The sequence below is a fragment of the Paenibacillus contaminans genome, assembly GCF_003285015.1.
GTDB lineage: Bacteria > Bacillota > Bacilli > Paenibacillales > NBRC-103111 > Paenibacillus_V > Paenibacillus_V contaminans.
The window spans coordinates 163,090-184,987 of record NZ_QMFB01000017.1; the positions used below are offsets into that span (position 1 = coordinate 163,090).

Genomic DNA, 21,898 nt, shown 5'->3' on the forward strand with positions numbered 1-21,898 from the left:
GGCAGCATTCGTACAGAAGGAGATGTGGCGAGCATGAGGAAAACGCAATATTACGTATCCGTTTTACTTGTTATGTGCCTGCTGTTTGCATTTCCGGGAATATCATTTGGCGCCGCGCAGACGGCAGATGACGGTGCGGCTGCAAGAGGAGGGCAAGGGAACGAGAGAGGGAACAGTCAAGGGGTCATTGTCTTGGTACATGCGGACAATGGTACGATTACCGCCAAGTTCAACAAGCAACCGCCCGGCGGAAAGCCGGATGCAAGCGATTTTACGATTCAACGGCAGGTGAACGGCGGGGCGGCCGAAGTTGTTGTTCCGAGTTCGTATGCCTGGGGGACCTCAACCAAGATCGCGACGTTTGCCGTACCGCCGCTTGCTCCCGGAATCGCGGGGCGTGAGGTCGTTTACAGCGTTTCCTTCAAAGGCGCCGCTTTCGTGCCGGCTGCAACGTTTGCAATTACCGCCTTACCGCCGCTGGACGTGGTGCGCAACGGGCAAGCGAACGCGATGATCATCGTTGCAGCCGGTGCGGACGGACGTACGCAAGCAGCCGCGGCTACATTGGCGGAATACGTGCAGAAGTCGACAGGCGCGCTTTTGCCGGTGATGACGGAGGGACAGGCGGGAAGTCATAACGGGGAGCCGGACGGCCCGATTCGCATTTATGTCGGCGATGCCCAGGCGGAACCGCGACTTGGAGCGCTGATGCAAGGCATGGACGGGGACGGTTATGTCATCCTTCCCGAAGACGGGCGGATTACGATCGGCGGCCCGACGTCCTGGGGAATCGAATATGGCGTATACGCGTTTTTGGAAAAATATGTGGGCGTTGGATGGCTCATGCCGGGGCCGGACGGTGAAGACGTTCCGCAGCATGCGACGCTGTCCGTCTCCCGCGAAATGGTGAAAGAGGAGCCGGCCTTTATTTCCCGCGTCTTCAGTCCGCTTAACGGACAGAACTATCCGGTTCAAGCGGAGTGGGCGCGCAAAAACCGCATGCACAGCCGGATCTCGTTCCACCACAACGTGTATTCGCTCTTTCCGCCCGGCGAGTTCGGTCAGAGTCATCCGGAATTTTACCCGGTGCGCAACGGCGTACAATACATTCCGTCGGCAACCTTGACGAACTCGTGGCAGCCGTGCTTTTCGGAGCCGGGAACGGTGGACGTGGCGATAAGCAAGATCATAGCGTTTTTTGATAATAATCCGGATGCCGACTCCTTCTCGCTTGGGGTAAACGACGGCAAGGGTTATTGCGAGACGGAACCGGATCATCCGCTGTACACAGGGGAACTGAATTCCGTAGGCGTTCTGGACATGTCGGACATCTACTATAACTGGGTTAATCAGGTGGTGGAAGGGGTTTTGGCGGTTTACCCCGACAAATGGTTCGGGCTGCTCGCTTACGACAGCGTTATGGACCCGCCTTCCTTCAAGCTGAATTCCCGCGTGGTGCCTTTCATTACACAAGATCGTATGGCGTGGATAGACGCCGAAATCGAAAGCCAATCGAAGCAAAAGCTGGAAGAGTGGAATCAGGTCGCCGATAACATTGCTTGGTACGATTACATGTACGGAAATCCTTACTTATTGCCTCGCATGTATACGGAACGAATGGCTGACAATTATGCCTATGCCGCTGAACACGGCGTGCTGGCGCATTACTCGGAGCTGTATCCGAACTGGGGCGAAGGACCGAAGCCATGGATCGCCGCCAAGCTGCAATGGGATCCCGATCAGGATGTCGAGGCGCTCTTGGACGAATGGTACGCCCGGGCGGTCGGCGAAGAGGCTGCAGCGGATCTCCGCGCCTATTACGATCATTGGGAACAGTTCTGGACGGAGCGCATACAAGGCTCGTTATGGTTTGAATCCCGAAAACGGACGACCTATCTGGAATTCGGCGATCCCAGCTATTTAGCATTGGTTACGGAGCAGGAAATCGCGGAAAGCCGGAGCTTGCTGGAGTCGGTCGTCGACAAGGCGGGTACGGCGCAGCAAAAAGCGAGGGCGGCCATGCTGCTGCGCGCGTTCGAATACTACGAGGCATCGGCGCTGAGCTATACGCCGAAGTTTACGTCCTTGAACGAGCAAGAAGCGCTTGCCCTGCTCAATCCCGCCGCCCTGGAGCGGAAAATGGAAAAAGCTGCGGAACGCTACGAGCTGCTGGACGAATTTGCGCAGGACCCTGTGCTGATGCATTTCATCAAGCCTTCGCCGACGGGAATCTACTATCCGCTCCTGCATTGGAACGGCTTGGATTCCGAGGCATTCTGGGCGATCGCGGACTACATGAAGGCGTTCGAGCCGAACGGCGGAACGGTGAGCCAACAAGTTTACGGTATCGCTCAGCATGCGGAGAACGAAAAGCTGCGCGAGTATGCCGACCTGCTGCAAAATGTAAACTTGGACCTTTTTGCGCTGAATAATAATTCGTCGTTTGAGCTTGGCGGGGATGTTCCGCAGTCGTGGTCCCCTTGGTATGAAAGCAATACGGTTTATAAACGTTCGACGGATTACAGCCATTCCGGAACCTCCAGTATGATGATCAGCACGCTGCGCCGGGGAGGACCGCATCAAGTCGTCAATGTGAATCCGGGGATGATGGCTTCGCGTGTCCACTATTTTACGCCTGAAGGGACGCAGACGAACGCAACGATCCAAATCACCTTCAATCTTCGGGACGCTAGCAATAAGCAGATCGGCACGCTCGTTTCGGGAACCAAGAAGGTAGGCGCGACGGCGGGAACATGGTCATCCGTCGACTTCTTGACGGACATTCCGGAAGGTGTTAAAAGCGTGCAAATGATCGTTCTTCTGAATCAGGTGGAGCCGGAAACAAAGCTTTATTTGGACGATTTCGTCATCTACCAGGGAAGCAAGGAATGGCTGAACGCGCAAACGTTCTGGAAATTCGCCGATTATATTCAAGAGCATGAGCCGAGCGGCGGTATCTTGACGAATCGGGTAGAAGCGCTCATCGGCAGCTCGGCTTCCGGGCAGGAACGGGAGTTCGCTCAGCTTCTGCTGAACGTTCTGCAAGGCGCCGCTCCTGTAACGGCCAATGCTTCCTTCGAGCAAGGAACGACAACTTCGGCACCTCCGTGGGCTTTCTATGTGCAGAGCCAGGGCACGGTTACACGGGTTTCGGATACCTCGCATCAGGGCAGCTCCAGTATTGCGATTACCGGCGCGAAACCTTCTGCGGTACCTTATCAATATTTCATCCCGAAAGTCGGGCCGGCTGCCGCTAAAGTGTATTATAAGCTTCCCGAAGGCGCGACGACTGCCGGCACGATCCAGATCGGCTTTAATTTGAACACGGCCGACGGGAAGGGTATAACGGTCATGCGCTCCGAGATCAGGCCGATTACCGGCTCGCCAAACGGATGGTCGTCGATCAATCTTGCCGCCTATATTCCTTCCGAATTTAACGGGCTTGTCGTCGGGAGGATTCAATTCACGATCAACGTGAGCAATTTGGAGAATGAAGCCCGTGTTTATATCGATGACGCTAATGTGTATCAATAATAATTTGTCGGAATTCGTTTCCGATCGCATGAAAGGAAGTTTGACTCCATGAATAGATCAGAAGGTTTCATTTCGGCCAATCGTCCCGTAACCGCGGTGATCGTAGGCGCCGGGCATCGCAGTCTCGTATACGCCTCCTATGCGGAGGAACATCCGGAGGAGCTGAGCATCGTCGCGGTAGTCGATCCCGATCCCGTTCGCAGGCAGCTCGTGGCGGACCAATATAAGCTGGCGGACGACATGTGCTTCGAAACGGTGGAGCAGCTGATCGCAAGACCCCGGCTGGCGGATGCCGCGATCAACGGGACGATGGATTCGGTCCATGTCCAAACCTCTTTGCCTTTGCTGAAAGCGGGCTATCATATTTTGCTGGAAAAACCGATCGGCATTTCCGAGGAAGAAACGCTGGAGCTTCTGCAAACGGCCGAACGCTGCGAGCGTCTGGTGATGGTGTGCCATGTATTGAGATACGCGCCCTTCTATGCCGCAATCCGGCAAATCATCGAGGACGGCGAAATCGGGGGCATCGTCAACATCCAGACCTCGGAAAATGTCAGCTACCACCACATGGCGATGGGATATGTGCGCGGAAAATGGAACCGCAAAGATACGGGCGGCTCCTCCATGCTGATGGCCAAATGCTGCCACGATCTCGATTTGATCGCCTGGATGAAAGGCGGCGCAAAACCGGTGAGCGTCAGCAGCTTCGGCGGCTTGCTGCAGTTCCGTCCCGAGAGGGCGCCGGAAGGGGCGGGCACCCGCTGCCTCGCCGATTGTCAAATCGAGGAATCCTGCATGTATTCCGCGCGTAAGCACTATGTCGAGCAAGGGTTGTGGGTGCCGTACGTTTCCTACAACGAGCATCTCGGGGTGAAGCAAACGCAGGAGCAGATTTTGGAGTCGCTGCGGACGGATAATCCGTACGGGCGCTGCGTGTGGCATTGCGATAACGATGTCGTGGATCATCAGGCCGTCATCGTGGAATTCGAGGACGGCAGCACGGCCTCCCATAATTTGAACGGGGCGACGTCCAGGCCGTGCCGCTCGATGCATATCGTCGGCGAGAAAGGCGAGATTCAAGGCGTGTTGGAGGACGGCTATTTCGTCGTCAGGCACCCCGATCCGCGTCAAGGCAGCGAGTATTCGGAGCGCAAAGTGGAGCTGAACGTGTCCATGGATATGCATGGCGGAGGCGATCTCAGGCTGGTGGCCGATTTTGTGAACGCGCTTCGCGGCGGTACGCCGTCGTTATCCTCCACTTCCTTGGAGAAATCCGTCTACGGCCATCGGATCGGCTTCGGGGCGGACCGGTCGCGGGAGGAAGGCAGGATCGTTTCGTTGTAGGCTGCGTGATGTAAGCTCATCAGAAAACGATGACAAGTACCTGGAAGGTTTAAAATTTAGGAGGAGATGTGGCGAGTATGAGGAAAACGAAATCTTTTGTATCCGTTTTACTTGTTGTATGTCTGCTGTTTGCATTTCCAGGAATTTCGTTTGGTGCTGCGCAGATGGCCGATGACGGTGCGGCTGCAAGAGGAGTAGGAGGTGACCAAGGAAACAACCAAGGGAATATTGTCTCGGTAAGTGCGGACACCGGTACGGTTAACGCCAAGTTCAACAAACAACCGCCCGGCGGAAAGCCGAAAGCAAGCGATTTCACGATTCAACGGCAGGTGAACGGTGGGGCGGCCGAAGTTATTATTCCAACTTCGTATACGTGGGGGCCTTCCGCCAAGATCGCGACGTTTGCCGTACCGTCACTTGCTTCCGGAAGCTTGGGGCTTGAGGTCGTTTACAGCGTTTCCTTTAAAGGTGCCGCTTTCGTTTCGGCTCCAGCGTTTGCGATTTCCGCATGGCCCCCGCTGGACATCGTGCACAAGGGTCAAGCGAACGCTATGATCGTCGTCGCGCCGGATGCGGATGAGCAAACGCAAGCAGCTGCCGATACGCTAGCGGAGTACGTACTGAAATCCACCGGAGCGCAATTGCCCGTTATAACGGAAGATCAACTGTCCGGCGATAATGGACAGCTTCAGGACCAAGTACGGATTCATATCGGCGCGAACGGCTCGCAGCAGGACCCTCATCTTGACGAACTGCTTCAGGCTGTGGATGCGGATGGGGACGGGTACGTCATTCACTTTCATGAGAATGAGATCGTCATAGCCGGTTCTTCCGTATGGGGAACGAAAAACGGCGTGTTCGACTTTTTGGAACGGTATGTAGGTGTTCGTTGGCTCATGCCGGGTCCGGACGGCGAAGATGTGCCGCAGACAACGGATTTGACGATCGAAAGATCGGATATTTTGGAAAATCCGGCCTTCATACAAAGGGTCGTTAGTCCGATGGTAACTTCTCCCGATGAAGCACATCCTTTGCAATCGCAGAACGAATGGGCGCAACGTAATCGCCTGCAGGGAAAATACAATATGCCGGTCGGGTTTCATCATAACTTGTACTCCTTATTTCCAGTAGAATGGTATGGCTCGACGCGCCCCGATTTTTATCCGAAAAGCATTCCGCCGAATCCGGGAGCGGCGGCAAGCTGGCAGCCTTGCTTCAGCGCTGACGGTAGTGTCGAGGCTGCGGTTTACGGGATTCTCCAATATTTTGCGGCGAATCCGGATGCCTCGTCGTTTTCGCTCGGCGTCAACGATTCAGGCAACTACTGCGAAACGGATTCGAATCACCCTCTGTACCCGGATCGGATTAACTCGGTCGGCCGCATTCATATGTCCGAAATCTATTACAAGTGGGTCAATGATGTCGTGGAGCAAGTTTTAGAGGTTTACCCGGACAAATGGTTCGGCTTGCTTGCTTATGAAGAAGTGAACGATCCTCCTGCATTCCCGCTGAACCCCAGAGTGGTGCCATTCGTGACGAAAGACCGGTTGTCTTGGACGGACCCGGAAGTTAAGGATGTCGAACACGGGATGATCGAACAGTGGGAGCAAGTGGCCGAGAACGTCGGCTGGTACGACTACTTGTACGGTACTCTCTATACGATTCCGCGCATCTACCCACATGTCATGGCGGAAAACTATCGTTATGCCAAGGACAATCATGTAATTGCCCACTATGCAGAATTATACGGCAATGCGGGAGACGGTCCGAAAGCCTGGCTGTCGGCTAAGCTGCAGTGGGATCCGAATCAGGACGTCGACGCCTTGCTGGAGGAATGGTATGAACGCGCGGTAGGACCGGCGGCGGCTGCCGATCTGGCGGCATACTACGCATTGTGGGAGCATTACTGGACGGAGCAGATCCAAGCCTCCGACTGGTTCCAGATCGGCAAGAACATGACTTACTTGGCTTTTAACGATCTTTCTTATCTGAACCTGGTGACCGATGACATGGTAACACAGAGCAGAGCGCTGCTTGAAGCTGCGGTAGCCAAAGCCGGAACGCCTAAGCAGAAGGCGCGTGCGAATGTGCTTCTGCGTGCATTCGAATATTATGAAGCTTCTGCGCTCAGCTATCCTAAGAAAAACGATCCGCCGGCCAGCGAAGCCGAAGCGCTGCAGCTGCTGGACCACATCGCGGAAACGATCGCAGGAAAGCTTGCGTATGCGCAGGATCGTCTGCGGCTGCTCGAGGAATTTAAGAACGATCCGCTGCTCGTTAATCCTGCTTCCTTAAGAATAGATTGGTCGGGTTGGAACAAATACGATTTTTGGAATCTGATCGAATATATTCGGGAGAATGAAGCGGCAGGAGGTCCCGTCACACAAAAAGTCAGGGAGCTGGCAAGCAGCGAGCAGCCTTCCAAGATACGAAGCTTCGCAGAACTGCTTGAGGAAGTGCTTTTCGGCTGGGGGTCCGTAACGGCAAACGCTTCGTTTGAAAATGGGACTACAACGGCAAGTCCGTGGGAGCTGTGGGTCAGCTCGACGGGTACGATCAAAAGGACGGAGGGAATGTCCCGTACGGGGAATGCGAGTCTGGTTGTAGATAAGCTTGCCCGCGGAGGTCCTGCCCAGCTCTTCTCCATTAATCCGGGACTTATAGCGGCGCGAGCCTATTTTTACACGCCTGCAGGGACACACCATAATGGAACGATCCAATTGCTATATAACGTGAAGGATGCGCAGGGGAATAATTTGACCGTCCTTCGATCCGAAGAAAAGGCAATTGCCGATACGGCAGGCGAATGGACCTCCATAGGCATCTTGGAAGAAGTACCGGCTGCCATCGGCGGCAAGGAAGTGAAGAAAATCCAAGTGGTCGTGCTGATTAATGGGTTCGCGGAAGGCTCCGGCTTATATGTGGACGATGTGGAAGTATTCCAAAAAAGAGGAAGTCTAGATCCGAATCTCGTTACCAAAGATACGTTTTGGAGCCTCTATGATTCCATTAATCAACAGGAACCGAACGGCGGTCCTAAGCGGCTTTATGTTGAGGCGCTGGCCGCCAGCCCGGAATATTCGGAGGGACGCGAGTATGCCAAGCTGCTGGCGAATACGTTGAGTGGCACGCAGCCGGTCAACGATAATCCGTCGTTCGAAGCCGGAACAGCTCCATGGTCGTTATTCCTAGCCAATGGAGCAGGCACGATGAATCGGGTTACCGACGCGGTCTACAGCCATTCGGGAAGCGCTGGCATCGTCGTATCCGGAACGGCAACGCAAAAAATATTGAATCAATATTTTACGTTTAATACCGGTCCCGCCGCTGCCAAAGTATTTTTTAAGATTCCTCAAGGGAAGACGACTGCGGGGACAATCCAGTTGGGCTTTAATATGAACACAGCCGACGGAAAGAGCGCCGGTGTCGTTCGTTCGAATGTTAAGCCGCTTTCCGCGTCGAACGGGGATTGGGCGTCGATCGATTACGCGTTCTGGATTCCGCAAGCGATCAACAATCTGGAAGTGGGGCGCGTTCAATTTGTCGTTATTATTACCGGGCTCGAGGGGACGGTCCCGATCTATCTTGACGATGTCAATATATATCAATGATAGAGTCTCGCTTTAAGTAAGTGGATCGAATACCGGCGTATATCAATGTTCTAATACTAAATTCTACGTATACGGGCATAGCACCTGGGGGCGTGTATTCACAAACGCCCCTTGTTTTTTTTTAGCGCGTTGCGATCATCGAATTCCAGTAAGGAGACTTTCATCATGACAAATAACGAACGTAAACAAGCGACCTGGATTTGGTATCCCGGCGATTTCGAGGTTTGGCTGCACCGCGAGGTTTGCCTTCGCAGGGAAGAGAGAGGAAACGTCTATCCTCCGTTTTATCGTTTGGATTCGCCCTATGTCTCTCTTAAATTTCAACACATCTATACCATAGCTGAGGCAGAAGAGGTGACGATCGCCGCGCAAGGCAGATACAATGTCATGATCGACGGCAGAATGGTTCCGTCCGACACCGGCAAGCTGCTGCTGCCCGAAGGAACGCATACGTTCATCGTATCGGTCGTCAACGAGTCCGGCCTCCCGGCCTTGTTCGTGCAGGGAAGCACGATCGCAACCGACCGGAGTTGGAATGTGGCGAGCGGAAACTGGAGCTGGGTAAAGCCCGGTTCGTGGAAGTTTCATTCGGCGGAGGAGGGGCCGTCGTTATACCGGCTTTCCACAATGCGGGAAGAAGCGGCCGAAATTACGCAAAAAAACGACGGCTCGCTGCTTGCCGATTTCGGGAAGGAAACGTTCGGCTACATGCAGCTTCATGGACTGGAGGGAGAAGGGCAGGTCACGCTTTATTATGGGGAATCGCTGGAAGAAGCGTTATCCGAGTCGCATTGCGAAACGTTCGATCGCATAGCGATAGCGGCCGGAGCCTCGCCGGATTATACCCACGACAAATCGAAGGCGTTCCGCTATGTGAATATCGTACCGGAACAGGGCGTGGCGGTCGGCGGCGTCTCGATGCTGTACGAATACTTGCCCGTCGAATACCGCGGCCGATTCCGCTGCTCAAACGAACGGATCAACCGGATTTATGAGGTTGCCGCTTACACGATGCATTTGACTACGCGAGAGTTTTTCCTGGACGGCATCAAACGCGACCGCTGGGTATGGTCGGGCGACGCGTATCAAAGCTATTTGATCAATTACTACCTCTTTTTCGATGAGGATGTCAATCGCAGGACAATGATCGCGCTGCGCGGCAAGGATCCGATCGATACGCATCTGAACACGATTCTCGACTATTCGTTCTACTGGATTATCGGTTTGTACGACCATTATGAGTATACCGGAGATCTGGAGTTCATCCGTTTCATCTATCCGAAAATGCTGGGTCTGCTCGATTTTTGCCGCGCGCGGGCGAACGGGAACGGCATGGTGGAGGGCAAGCCGGGAGATTGGGTGTTCGTCGACTGGGCGGATATAAGCAAGGAAGGAGAGCTCAGCTTCCAGCAGGTGCTGTTCTGCAGAAGCCTGATCGTTGCAGCAGGCTTTGCCCGCATGTTCGAGGACGCTGAGCGTGCCGAGCAATTGGAGCGTGAGGCTGCTGCACTGAGGGGGCTGATGTTCGACACGTTTTGGGATGATGAGCAGGGAGGGTTTGTGCACAACCGGGTGAACGGCCAAGTTCAGCTGCATATGACCAAGTATGCCAGTATGTTCGCGCTGCTGCTTGGCTTTTTGGACGATGCGCAGCGGCAATCGGTAGCACGGAAGGTTCTGATGAATGACCGCGTGCAAAAAATAACGACGCCGTACATGCGGTTTTACGAGCTTGCCGCATTATGCGAAATCGGGGAGCAAGCGCATGTTTTGTCCGAAATGGAAAGCTACTGGGGCGGCATGCTCGATTTGGGGGCGACTAGCTTCTGGGAGGTTTACGATCCCGAGGTAAAAGGGAACGCGCAGTATGCGATGTCCGGCCGTCCGTTCGCCAAAAGCTTGTGCCACGCCTGGGGAGCCGGACCGGTCTTTTTGCTCGGCAAATATTACATGGGCATCAAACCGCTGGAAGCCGGTTATGCGCGTTTCGTCATCGAGCCGAAGCTGGGCGGACTGACCTGGTTTGAAGGGACGGTGCCGGCCAACAAGGACGATATTCATGTCTATATGGATGAAAGGAAAATTACCGTTCGAACCGGCGCAAGCCCCGGCCTGCTTCGCTTGACGAGCTCGACCGAGCCGTCCTGTCCGTCCGCCGCTTTCCGGGAGCTCGGGCAGAATCGCTATGAGCTGCCGCTGGACACGCCGAATTCGGAATACGTCATCGCGTACGTCAATGCGGAGAATGAACGGTAAAAGCTGAAATCGAGCTCATTTCGAGACCGAAAACGAAAACGGTAACTTCTAGTAACATTTCAACTCTTATCCTAAAGATTTTAGGGATGTAAGGCATCTGATCGTGCAACAGATCGTGATCATCATAATGAGGCAAGGTTTACTATCAGTGAGGCAAACCTCACTATTTCTAACCGAAAACTCGTGTTCTGGTGGTATAATGAGGCAAACGCAACGAATAGTGAGGCAAACGAAATTGATAGTTACGTTTGCCTCACTATTTGGCGAAAAGGAGCGTTTTACCGGTAGAATAGTGAGGACAGCCTCATGAACAATAAGGTTTTCCCCACTAATCGCACGGTTCGTGCATAACCATTACGATATCCGAGTTTGCTTTCGTAACCAGGTTATCAATCCCTAGTTTTAGACTTGATGGCGTACTAATACGCCATCAAGTCTAAAACTAGGGATTCGGACAAACGGACATTACCTGGTAAAATGGTGCCATGCTACGAAACGTTAATCCCTAGTTTAAGCGTTGAAAGGCTACTATTCCGAAAGAAAACTTTGCTGTAATCCGAGTTTGCCCGCTTAGAACAAGGTATGCAGGTCCTTTTTTACGCTGTAGTCCGAATTCGCCTGCTTGGAGAATGGATTTATAGGCACGTCTTGTCGAATACCCGCTGCAAGCGGTTTTTTTCGGACTGCAAGCGAGGCGAGGAATCCGGACTCGATTTTAATTGGGCAAATCGAACTTGCATCTTATGCAAGCGACGACGATAGGTCGCAACAACAACCCGATCCCACCTTACCTGTGCGGGATCGGGTTGTCCGCATTTCTTTAGAAGTAATTTAGAAGTAATAATCGTAAGGCACGCCTATCTCGCTTAGGACCGGATGGGCGATATAGAGCGTTTTGGCCGCGCTGTCCGCGATCATGCCCACGCAGAAGTTTACGATTCCGGTATCGGGCATTTTCACGATGCTGGAAGTGATTCTCCAAGCCGTATTGGATCCGTAGCCTTGCGTATTCGCTCCGGTGCCGGTTATGAAAAGCTGCGTATTCATATTTGCCGCGGACTGTTTGACGTATAGCCCGAAGTACATATAAACGCCGGCAAGCTCCGGATATTGAGCGAGATCGATGGAAAAGCCCCATTGATCGGGCACGGCCTCACCCGTGAAGGAATAAACCTCTTTTTGACGGTACTGCTGGGCTGCGCTTCCGAATACGCCGGGTCTGCCGAAATCGCGTATTTTCACGAAGGAGCTCAAAGCCGGGCTGTAATTGACGCGCGGAATATGGCGGATCTTGGAAGTATGGAAGCCGGTATTGTCCGATAGCGGGACATTGTCGATCGCTAACGTCTTTAAGTTCAAATACGGCTTGTAGTTGGATGGCACGTCGTTGTCGCGGATGATAATGCCTTTGGCCATCGCGCCGAGGCCGGTTTTATTCGTCCCTGTCCGCAGCAAGGTGTATTCTCGAACTGTACCGGAGTGAAGGAATGTATTTTTCCGGATTTCCAGGCCGATTTCTACTGCGTAGCCCGCAACAAAATAATCTTCGCTCCCCACCGAGACGAAATTATCCGTGATGGTAACATTTTGCGACGGGTAGCGGTTTTGAATGGCTTGGGGTTCTGTCGCGGATACGTTTCCGTTAAGGATAATCGAGGCTTTCACGATCATCGCCGGATTCGTAAACGTCAAGCCCGTTTCGGCGTTGCCTTCGAAATAGCAGCTATAGATGCTCAGGTTAAAGCTACCTTTCTTGACATAAATGCCGCAAGCGGCGTTTTTCTCGATTGTACAGCCCTGGATTCGCACCTCAAGCCCCTCGTAGGCCATATTGATCCCGATGCCGGCATTTGCGAAAATTTTCGTGTTCACCACGTTGAGTGCATTCAGTTGACCAGCCGTGAACAATAGGCCGTCGCCGCTGTTGAACGAAAATTCGCAGGAATCGATATCGTTGCACCACCCGTAGCCGATCCCGAGCGCCGCCGTTTGCGTGCCCTGAATGCAGAGCCTGCGGAAAGCCGTATGCGAAAGCTTCGTGGAGTAGATGCCGTAACGCATCCGCTTCGGGTCGAGCAGTTGTCCGCTGACGATGCCGAATTCCGCAAATTCGTACCGGTTAGCGACGAGTGTATCGTTGAATTTGAAAATCGCCTCGAGCGGGTTCGCCTCTGTAAAATCCGGATGAGGTTTGAAAAACGTCGTATAAACGCCGTCTCCCGAAATGCGGATCGGCTTCGCGGCGGAGTCCAGGACAATCGGCGCGGAGATCAAGTATGTACCGGCGGGCGCGTATACGGCCATGCCCAGTTGCTGCGCAGCTGCTACAGCAGCTTGCACTGCCTGCGTATCGTCCGCGGCATTGTCCCCTTTGGCGCCGAACCATTTCAAGTTAAGATCCGCCACGGCAGTCCGTTTGTACCTCGCTCCCGCCGACGATACGATCGTCAGCCCGTTGTCGTCCTGTGTTGCGGTGTCGGCCGGGTCATAGAGGAAAAAGCCTTCCTGGCCGGAGTCTTTGACGTAATACGTACATGCCGGATCAGGTGTCAGCGACGTTCTCATTTCAGACAGGGTGACCGCTATGACACAAGGGGCTGTGGTGCATGCGTCGTTCCCGTTCCCGTAAACCGCTTCCGTGACGGTTGCTCCTTCTCCAAAGGCGGTACGCATGGAGCCTCCTCCCAAAATCCCGCCTGCAGCAAGTGCGGCTCCGGCAACCCCAAGGGTAGAGAGCAATTTTCTCCTGCTGATGGACACGTCCGGTTTCTCGTTACTAAACGATTCGTTTTCGCGGAAATTCTGGCTCATTTTTGATCTCCTCCAGAAAATGGTGTGGTGACGTCTTTTTACGTATCCTGGCTGCAAGGCAAAGGATGTTTGCAGATCATTGGCGGACGCTGTAACCGGTTTCAATTCGGAGCTCATTTAACTTGACATTGCTAAGCCTCCCCTGCATGTTTGATTGACGGTTAAGAGAACCGGTTCGATGTGTATCGTATCATGACCGTTTTGGTGGGCCTATCGCCGATTTTATAAGAGGATATCCAATTTTTTTCTGGAGCGCTTATAGAGCCCGACAGCAGCTGTTATTCCTCGAATCGGGCGTTTTTGGGTAGGGAAAAACGAAGCGATTTGACACTTTCCGCTTTCAATGATATGGTAACTGTAAATAGGCATTCCGCTTAAATAAAAGCGGGGTGCCTTGCTCTATTTTTAATAACTTTTGACATTTAATGTTACATTTAGGGCTGTTACCTGAGGGAGGGTTGTTTCGTAGTATCGAGTAAGAGTCGGTTAGCTGCAAGACTAAACCATTTCTAGAGGAGAGATTATATGATCCAGGTGAAAGAGTTTGTCGATACGGACACTTCCTTTGCGGAGAATAAGGCGAACGAGTTTTTGGCGGGGCTTGGCGAGGATCAGGTGATCAACGTTTGTTACGGCTCCGTCGTGAAAGGAACTCCGATGAAGACCGAGCATCAAAGAAGCACGATCCTGATCGTTTACCGAACGGGCGAAAAGGGCAAATAGCGGCATGAATATGCGTCACTGAAGGAGGTTGAGAACATGAATACGTACAAGTCGCCTCCGGGAGAAGGGAACGGCCATGCTCCGGGCGGTCCGGATAAGTACAGCACGTTTTTCAAAGTGGTGTCGGCATGCGCCACGGTTTGTGTTGTTGCGCTTGCGATCGGCATTGTTTTCTACGCGATTGTGAACAAGTAGCAGGGTGCAAGAGTTTTTGCGGCCTACGATAGATTTGGTCATCTGCACGGAGCGGCAAGCTCGGTGTCTCCAGAACAGCCGTAACGGTTCGGAGTGAAAACGGATTTTCCCAATTAGCGGTGTTCAAAAAAAGTCGGCGTTTCGGCTCCATATGATTTGAACAACCTATATCAGCTTCGTTCAGCGGCTGTCCCTCAGATGAGAGTGGGCGGCCTTTTATTATGCGTTTTCGGCCATGCATGAAATTTATCCCTTTGCAAATACTGTAAGCAAAAAAGTATGCAAAGGATGGTCCTAATTCATGTGCGAGCGATTTACTCTTGATACCGAAGTGGACGAGCTGGTCGAGCAATTTCGGATTGACAAGGTGCTTTCCTACCGGAAGCGGGAGGACATGACGCCGGTTAATACGGTTTTTGCGATTGTTTCCAAGGATCGCGAACGGCTGCTGGACGAGTTTCGCTGGGGATTGATGCCCTTCTGGGCGTCCGACGCGATTTGCGCGGACGGCGATTCGATCGGCGAGAAGCCGGTCTACGACCGGATGATCCGTAAGCAGCGGTGCGTCATTCCTTGCAGCGGATTTTTCGGTAAATCGAAGGAAGCCGAGAGTAAGGCCAAAGTCAGAGAGGAGCCCTGCTTTACGAAGGAAGAAGGCAAGGCTTTCGGCTTGGCCGGCCTGTATGAAGTATGGGTAAGCCCGTCGGGCGAAGAATTCCGCGCTTGCACCATGCTGACCTATCCGGATCGCAGGGATTCGTCGGGCAACCGGATGCCGGTCGTGCTTCGGGAGAGCGATGTGGAAAAATGGCTCGATCCGTCGTTTAACGACAAGGATCGCGTGCAATCGCTTATGACTCCGGTTAACCTCGACCAGTTCGTTCCGCAGATGCGCAAGGTACCGGTGCACTAGGGACACATATAAGGGAGTGAATAAAAAGGATGTCACCGTTAGCTAAGCTTCCGGCGGCATCTTTTTTTTGAAATCGTCAAAGACGTTTAGCATTTATTGCGGTAGAGGCGCAAATCTGCAATGGGATAAAGATGTTGGTGTATAATGAAAGGAAATTACCGCCGGGCAAAGGAATGGGTTGCATATGGACATGCTCCGTTATTTCATTGTACTGAAGCACGAAAAAATGCTTCCGCTATACATAGACAGTATCGGATTCCACGAGCAGGAAAACGTCAATTGGCCCAACGGCTACCCGTTCTACCATTGGCTGCAAACGACGGAGGGGGAAGGCAGATTTCAAGCGGCCGGCCAAAGCTTCCGCATGCCTCCGCATACCGGCGTTCTTTTACCGCCTAACGTACCGCGTCAATATGAGGCGGTTACGCCTAAATGGCGTACCGCATGGGTAACGTTCGGCGGATCGCAGGCGCAGGCGCTTCTCGCCTCCTTCGGCTTGGCTTCTCCGTCCGCTTATACGTGGCAGCCGGGCGCCCCTTTGGATAAATGGATGATACGGATGACACGAATGTTCGCTAACGAGACAACGCCGGGACTGGACGGATCGACCCAGCTGTATCGGTTTCTCACCTATCTGAAAGCGTTCTCGCAAAATGAAAGCAAATCTTCGCAGTTTACTCATAATACGAAAATGCAGCCGCTGCTCGAATGGCTGAACGATCATTACCAGGACTCCTCTATCGGCTTGGAACAAATGGCGAGCCGTATTGCCGTCAGTCCGCAATATATGAACACGTTGTTTCGAACCCTGCATGGTACGAGTCCGTACGCCTATCTGATTCAGCTCCGTATTTCGAAAGCCAAAAACATGCTCGCTTCCGATCCGCACATAGCGGTGAAGCAAGTGGCCGAAAACGTCGGGTTTTACGATGCCAGCCACTTTGTCGCAACATTTCGAAAATTGGAAGGGATCACGCCCGAGCAGTTCAAATTGCTGCATCATGGCAGCCCTCCTTTGGCTTAGGGGCTCGCCCGGTTTCTTTTTTTCCTATTCGGTTTCATTTCACCATATTTCCAATTCCCGCTATCGGATGTAACCTGAACTTGTAGCAGTGAATTCATGAAGTCTAAGCGACGACTGGCCGACTGACCGGCGTCATGCAGCGAAACGCCGCGCGCCGGGAGCTGCGAGCGGCGCGAAGGCGCTCGATGCGAAAGGATTGCCGGTATTAACGGGCGAGCGGCTGAAGGAGGAGACGAACGAATGAATCGCTGTTTGCATTAAAGAAAGCGCTTACATTATGCGAAGTAATGCATACGTCATGCTTTAGGAGGAGCAAAGCCATGAACAAGAAACGATGGTTGCGGAAGTTTATTTCATTGGCGTTAACAGGATCTCTTCTATTTACATTCCCTGTTTTATCGCACGGCGAACAGGGGGAAGCCGGGAATGAGGCCGTTCTGCAGGCGGGAGCGCCGAGTGCCGACCTGCCTGGGGAAAAGGTACTTCCGGGCGATGTCACCGGTCATTGGGCGGAAAAACAGTTGGCCGAGTGGTGGGGTGGCGGACTGCTGACAGGGTATCCGGACGGTAAGGTGAAGCCTGACGAATCGATCTCGCGAGGCGAATTTATGGCACTCGTCAACCGGTTGTTCGGGTACGGGGAAACGATGCCGCTCGAATTCACCGATGTGAAGCAGGGGGATTGGACCTACGCGGAAGCGTCCAAAGCTTTACGCGCGGGATATATGGAAGGCTATGGCAATGGCACGATTGGTGCGGATCGGCAGATCAGCCGTCAGGAGGCGGCGGTTATCATAGCCCGTCTGTTTAAGCCGAATCAGGCGGAAGCTGGCGAAAACGCGGAACCGTTTACCGATGCCGGCCTTATTGCGGAATGGAGCCGAACGGCGGTTGCGGATGTCGTCGGCAGTCGATGGATGGAGGGCTACGGCGATGGCAGCTTCCGGGCGGATGCTTTCATTTCGCGCGCGGAAGCGATCGTGACGATCGACCGTGCGCTGAAGTCGGGCGCTCCTCTCGTTTACGATCGGGCAGGTACATACGGACCGGAAACGGGGACTCTGGCGGTTTCCGGCAACGTAGCCGTTCGCGCGCCGGGCGTTACGCTTCGCAATATGAGCGTTAGCGGAGCGATGCTATTGGATGAAGCGATCGGAGAAGGCGACGTTCGGCTGAAAAATGTGAAAGTCGCAGGTACGACCACCGTACGAGGCGGAGGGGAGAACAGCGTTCACTTCGACAACAGCGTTATTTTCAGCTTAGTTGTCGATAAAGCTTCCGGTACCGTTCGGATTGCAGCCGAAGGCTCGACTGTTGTAGCCTCGGTTATCGTCAAATCTTCCGTCATCCTGGAGCATGCCGGGGAGGAAGGCGGCGGATTCGAAAAGGTGGAGCTGAACGAAGCGCTCCCTTCCGGAGCCCGAATCGTTCTGCAAGGAACGATCGGTACGGTGGATGTTTTAGCCGGCGGCATAAAGGCCGAATTGGCAAAAGGAACGGTAAAGCAGATGAATGTGTCCGCCGGGGCGACAGGCGTCGAACTGAATATCGGCGATACATCGGCCATCCTCTCGCTGATTGCCGACGCCGTCATAAAAGTGCTCGGCCAAGGAACGATCGAGTCGGCGGCGTTAAGCGGGAAAGCGAAGGACTCGACGTTCGAGAAGCAGCCGAAAAGCAAGTCCGAAGCGGGCTCGCCGGGCGGTTCATCGTCGCCGAGCCCGACGAGCGGAGGGACGCCGACACCGAGTCCGACGAACGGCGGCACGTCGTCGCCGAGCCCGACGCCGTCCGCCGGTCCGCTGACGATCGTCGAAAATGGCCAGGCGGATGCGGTCGTGCTGGTCCCCTCCGGCGATAACGGCGAGCTTCGCGGCATCGCAGAAACGCTGGTCGACTATGTTCGTAAGTCGACAGGGGCCATTTTGCCGATCATGACGGAAGATGAGCTTGCTGTAAGCGGTTCGGCTGCCGCAGCTGTGAAGCTTTATGTCGGCGCAGCGGGAACGGACAGCGACCCGGCGTTCGCCGACCGGCTGACAGGCCTGTCCAAGGACGGGTTCGTCATCAGCCCGTACGGCGGCAGCATTACGATTGCCGGGCCCAGTCCCCTTGGCACAGAGTTCGGCGTGTATGATTTTCTGGAGCGTTACGTCGGCGTGCGGTGGCTGATGCCCGGCGAAGCGGGTGAAGACGTGCCGGCACTTTCCTCGCTGTCGATACCTTCAACCGTGGTAAGGGAGCAGCCGGCGATGATTTCCCGCGACGTCGTCGGGTTTATGGGTTACCATACGCGAACTGCGGACGAAACGATCAGCAGCATCCAGCTCGATTGGGCGAAGAAAAACCGCAACAATTCGGCGATTAATTTTCACCATAACTTGTATAGACTGTTTCCGCCATCCGAATATTTAACGACGCATCCCGAGTTTTTCCCGCATAAAGACGGACAGCCGCGCATTCCGGCTCTGAATATGGGCTGGCAGCCTTGCTTCACCGCTCCCGGAATCGTCGAAGAGGCGGTAGCGAACATTATCGCGTACTTTGACGAGAACCCCGATAAAATATCGTATTCGCTCGGCGTTATCGACGGAGATGCCAATGGCGGCGGTTTCTGCGAAACGACCGACAAGATCAATTCGCTCGGCGTGCCCGATATGTCGGACATTTATTACGACTGGGTGAACAAAGTGGCGGAAGGCGTGCTTCAGGTGTACCCGGATAAATATTTCGGCTTGCTCGCGTATGCCGAGGTTTTCGATCCGCCTTCCTTCAAGCTGAATCCTCGCGTTATTCCGAACATTACCGACGAGCGTTTCTCGTGGGCGGATCCGCGGCGGGAGCAGGAAGGCAAGCAGTTGATGGATAAGTGGATGCAATCCGCGGAACAGGTCGCTTGGTACGACTACATTTGGGGTTCCCCGTATGTGGTACCGCGCATTTTCAATCATCAAATGGCGGACTATTTGCGGTATGCGAAGGAGAAGGGGGTCATCGGTTATTTTGCCGAGCTGTACCCGAATTTCGGGGAAGGACCGAAGCCGTGGCTGACGATGAAGCTGCTATGGAATCCGGACCAGGATGAGGAGGCGCTTGCGCAAGAATGGTACGAACGTGCAGTCGGTGAGGAAGCCGCCGCCGATTTGAAGCAGTATTACGACCATTGGGAGCAGTTTTGGATGACGCGAAGCTTTCAGACGGATTGGTACTCCACATGGTATAACTCCAACCCGAGATATAACTTTATGCCGTTTAACAGTGCCGCCTATTTGACCGACGTAACGGTGGACGATATCGAAACGAGCCGTCAGCTTCTGGAATCCGTCGTGCAAAAGGCCGGAACGCCGGAGCAGCTCGCACGCGCGCAGCTGCTGCTGCGAAGCTTCGAATATTATGAAGCGTCCGCATTGAGCTATCCGATCGCCCGGGAGATGGAAGTGCCTGCGGATACGGCGGAAGCGCTGCAGCTGATGGACGAGTTGATCCGCAGGGAAGCCAAAAATCCGGCCGCTTTGGCGGAGAAACGGCAGCAGCTCATCGACGAATTCGAAACGGATCCGATACTTGTGCATCCGATAAGGGGAGCGGTCGATCAGGGTATGACGTGGTCGGGGCAAGGCAACACGGCATTCCTGCTGCAGTGGATCGCCGGCGAGCCGGCAAACAGTCCGATTCGCGGGCATTTGCGCCAAATCGCGGACTCGGAAGGAAATTCGCCTGTCGGGTTGTATGCCGAATTTTTACTCCAGTACCCGGGCAAAATGAAGCCGCTGAACACCAACGTATCGTTCGAGGAGTTTGACGGCTCCAGTCCGATTCAATCGAAAAGCTACGGCTTCTGGTACGGCAACGAAAATCGTCCTCCGGACGAAGTAGCCGCCCGTACGGATTCGGTTGCAAGAACAGGTAGCTACAGCATTGCGGCGAAGGGCATTACGCTTGGTTCGATTACGCAGGAGATCCGCGTGCAGGAGCCGATGGACTTCCTTGCCGCCACTGCCTATTACTATACGCCGCCGGGTTCGAACAGCAGCGGAAGGCTCCGCATTACGATGAACTTGTTTGATGAGAGTTGGAACTTTATCGGTTCGATCGCTTCCAACGATAAAATCGTGTCCGGAACGGAGGGACAATGGTCGCCTATCCGGCTCGTCGAAGCGGTTCCGGAAAGCGCCAAGGACCGGTTGAAAATCATTCAACTGCTTATCGAGCATAGGGGCTTCGCCGCAGGAGAAACCGTCTATGTCGACGATGTCGTTCTGAAAGGGGTGACGAGCGGGCAAATCTCGGCTGTGAAAGCATCGGCGGAAAACGGCTCGATCGTCGCGCTGTTAAGCGATGAGCCGAATCAGACGCCTGGCGTGAGCGACTTTACGATAACGCAGAAGATTGGAAACGGCGAGGCCCTGTCCGTCGTTCCGTCATCCGTAAGCTGGAATGCGGCTAATTTGACCGCGACGCTGACATTACCTGTAATACCGGCGACGGAAACGGCGCAATCGGTCGTTTACACGGTCAAATATCGCAATTCCGCAGCGGCAAATGCGGCGCCGTTTACGGTTTTGCCGTCATCCGCAACGCCGTTGGGCAGAAACACGTCCTTCGAGGATGCTTTGGCGGCGAGCCCGATCGGCACCGAGCATTGGGGCTATTGGTACAACAACGATAATCGTACGCCGGATGAGGCTGCTTACCGGACGGATACGAAGTCGAGAACAGGCGCGGTCAGCATAGCCGCCAAGGGCATTTCGCTCGGCTCGATTCTCCATGAAGTATACTTAACCGGTCCGATCGATTCCATCTTTGCCGGCGGTTATTATTATGCAGAACCGGGCAATACCAACGGCAAGGTGCGATTTACGATGAGATTGTTCGACGAGAGCTGGACGGAAATCGGCTATCTGGCGTCGCCCTTCGTAAACGTAGCGGACTTGAAGGGGGAATGGCTGCCGTTTCAGCTTGCGGAAGCGATACCCGATAACATCAAGGCGCGCTTAAAGATCGTCCAGCTGTCGGTGGAGCAAAGGGAGTTCGCTCCCGGGGAAACGATCTACATCGACGATGTGAACGTGTACGGCGTACCGTCCGGGTTGTCCTTGGCGGATAATTAAAGGACAGGAACTAACCAACCATATGCGACTTCCCCTCGTGTATGGTTTTCTTTTTTTTCTTCGGCAATCCCATATTGTGCGATGTTCACCATCCTGCCTCTTCATTGGCGGTATAAGGTGAAAGGGAGGTGAGAGAAAGGGAAGGTACGTTTAGCGTCAGTCGATTATAAGGGGAGCAAAGGTGCAATCGCAGGAGAGGAGGATGTGCAATCTCACCGATATGGAGGATAAGAAAACCGATCAAAAATCAAAGCGAGTGCAAGCAGCGGCCGGACCAGGAAATGGTGAACTTTGTTTGTATCGGCTGCAGGAAGAATGAGAGAATCCCACTGAGCGTAGTGAGAGATTTCGACGACATGGATGCCGGCGATCCTGA

At 53.9% G+C, this 21,898-nt stretch carries 9 protein-coding genes and 1 pseudogene; 9 read left to right on the plus strand and 1 reads right to left on the minus strand.

What is annotated here, in order from left to right; all coding sequences use genetic code 11:
- The first annotated feature begins 33 nt into the window (after positions 1-33).
- The 4 genes and pseudogenes from DQG23_RS26080 to DQG23_RS26095 all read left to right on the plus strand — a co-directional run bounded on the left by DQG23_RS26080 (position 34) and on the right by DQG23_RS26095 (position 10,745).
- Positions 34-3,534, plus strand: coding sequence for a DUF4838 domain-containing protein (locus tag DQG23_RS26080; protein WP_113033971.1), 3,501 nt, complete (start codon positions 34-36; stop codon positions 3,532-3,534).
- A 48-nt stretch (positions 3,535-3,582) separates the two neighbouring features.
- On the plus strand, positions 3,583-4,878 hold the full coding sequence (locus DQG23_RS26085) for a Gfo/Idh/MocA family protein (RefSeq protein ID WP_113033972.1): 1,296 nt from the start codon (positions 3,583-3,585) through the stop codon (positions 4,876-4,878).
- Between the two features lie 896 nt (positions 4,879-5,774).
- Positions 5,775-6,755: pseudogene (locus DQG23_RS43825) on the plus strand (DUF4838 domain-containing protein); the annotation flags it as partial.
- Between the two features lie 1,899 nt (positions 6,756-8,654).
- The gene (locus tag DQG23_RS26095; RefSeq protein WP_113033974.1) at positions 8,655-10,745 is read left to right on the plus strand and encodes an alpha-L-rhamnosidase-related protein; all 2,091 of its coding nucleotides are present in this window, start codon (positions 8,655-8,657) and stop codon (positions 10,743-10,745) included.
- Positions 10,746-11,576: 831 nt separating this feature from the next.
- Here the strand turns inward: DQG23_RS26095 and DQG23_RS26100 are convergent.
- On the minus strand, positions 11,577-13,556 hold the full coding sequence (locus tag DQG23_RS26100; protein WP_158560694.1) for a right-handed parallel beta-helix repeat-containing protein: 1,980 nt from the start codon (positions 13,554-13,556) through the stop codon (positions 11,577-11,579).
- Positions 13,557-14,081: 525 nt separating this feature from the next.
- On the opposite strand from DQG23_RS26100, the gene DQG23_RS26105 reads away from it, so the two are divergent.
- The 5 genes from DQG23_RS26105 to DQG23_RS26120 all read left to right on the plus strand — a co-directional run bounded on the left by DQG23_RS26105 (position 14,082) and on the right by DQG23_RS26120 (position 21,522).
- Positions 14,082-14,279, plus strand: a complete 198-nt coding sequence (locus DQG23_RS26105) for a hypothetical protein (protein ID WP_113033976.1) — start codon at positions 14,082-14,084, stop codon at positions 14,277-14,279.
- A 36-nt stretch (positions 14,280-14,315) separates the two neighbouring features.
- A complete protein-coding gene (locus DQG23_RS42275) occupies positions 14,316-14,474 on the plus strand; it encodes a hypothetical protein (protein ID WP_158560695.1) in 159 nt (52 codons plus the stop codon).
- A gap of 301 nt (positions 14,475-14,775) precedes the next feature.
- Positions 14,776-15,387 (plus strand): SOS response-associated peptidase, encoded by a 612-nt coding sequence (locus DQG23_RS26110; RefSeq protein ID WP_113033977.1) that lies wholly within the window; start codon positions 14,776-14,778, stop codon positions 15,385-15,387.
- 184 nt (positions 15,388-15,571) lie between these two features.
- A complete protein-coding gene (locus DQG23_RS26115; RefSeq protein WP_113033978.1) occupies positions 15,572-16,411 on the plus strand; it encodes an AraC family transcriptional regulator in 840 nt (279 codons plus the stop codon).
- Between the two features lie 320 nt (positions 16,412-16,731).
- Positions 16,732-21,522, plus strand: a complete 4,791-nt coding sequence (locus tag DQG23_RS26120) for a DUF4838 domain-containing protein (RefSeq protein WP_158560696.1) — start codon at positions 16,732-16,734, stop codon at positions 21,520-21,522.
- The last annotated feature ends 376 nt before the right edge of the window (positions 21,523-21,898 follow it).

Excerpts from the sequence above, each read along its gene's own strand:
- DQG23_RS26120 (WP_158560696.1), top strand. The coding sequence starts at position 16,732 with ATGAACAAGAAACGATGGTTGCGGAAGTTTATTTCATTGGCGTTAACA.
- DQG23_RS26095 (WP_113033974.1), top strand. The coding sequence starts at position 8,655 with ATGACAAATAACGAACGTAAACAAGCGACCTGGATTTGGTATCCCGGC.
- DQG23_RS26105 (WP_113033976.1), top strand. The coding sequence starts at position 14,082 with ATGATCCAGGTGAAAGAGTTTGTCGATACGGACACTTCCTTTGCGGAG.
- DQG23_RS26080 (WP_113033971.1), top strand. The coding sequence starts at position 34 with ATGAGGAAAACGCAATATTACGTATCCGTTTTACTTGTTATGTGCCTG.
- DQG23_RS26110 (WP_113033977.1), top strand. The coding sequence starts at position 14,776 with ATGTGCGAGCGATTTACTCTTGATACCGAAGTGGACGAGCTGGTCGAG.
- DQG23_RS26115 (WP_113033978.1), top strand. The coding sequence starts at position 15,572 with ATGGACATGCTCCGTTATTTCATTGTACTGAAGCACGAAAAAATGCTT.
- DQG23_RS42275 (WP_158560695.1), top strand. The coding sequence starts at position 14,316 with ATGAATACGTACAAGTCGCCTCCGGGAGAAGGGAACGGCCATGCTCCG.
- DQG23_RS26100 (WP_158560694.1), bottom strand. The coding sequence starts at position 13,556 with ATGAGCCAGAATTTCCGCGAAAACGAATCGTTTAGTAACGAGAAACCG.
- DQG23_RS26085 (WP_113033972.1), top strand. The coding sequence starts at position 3,583 with ATGAATAGATCAGAAGGTTTCATTTCGGCCAATCGTCCCGTAACCGCG.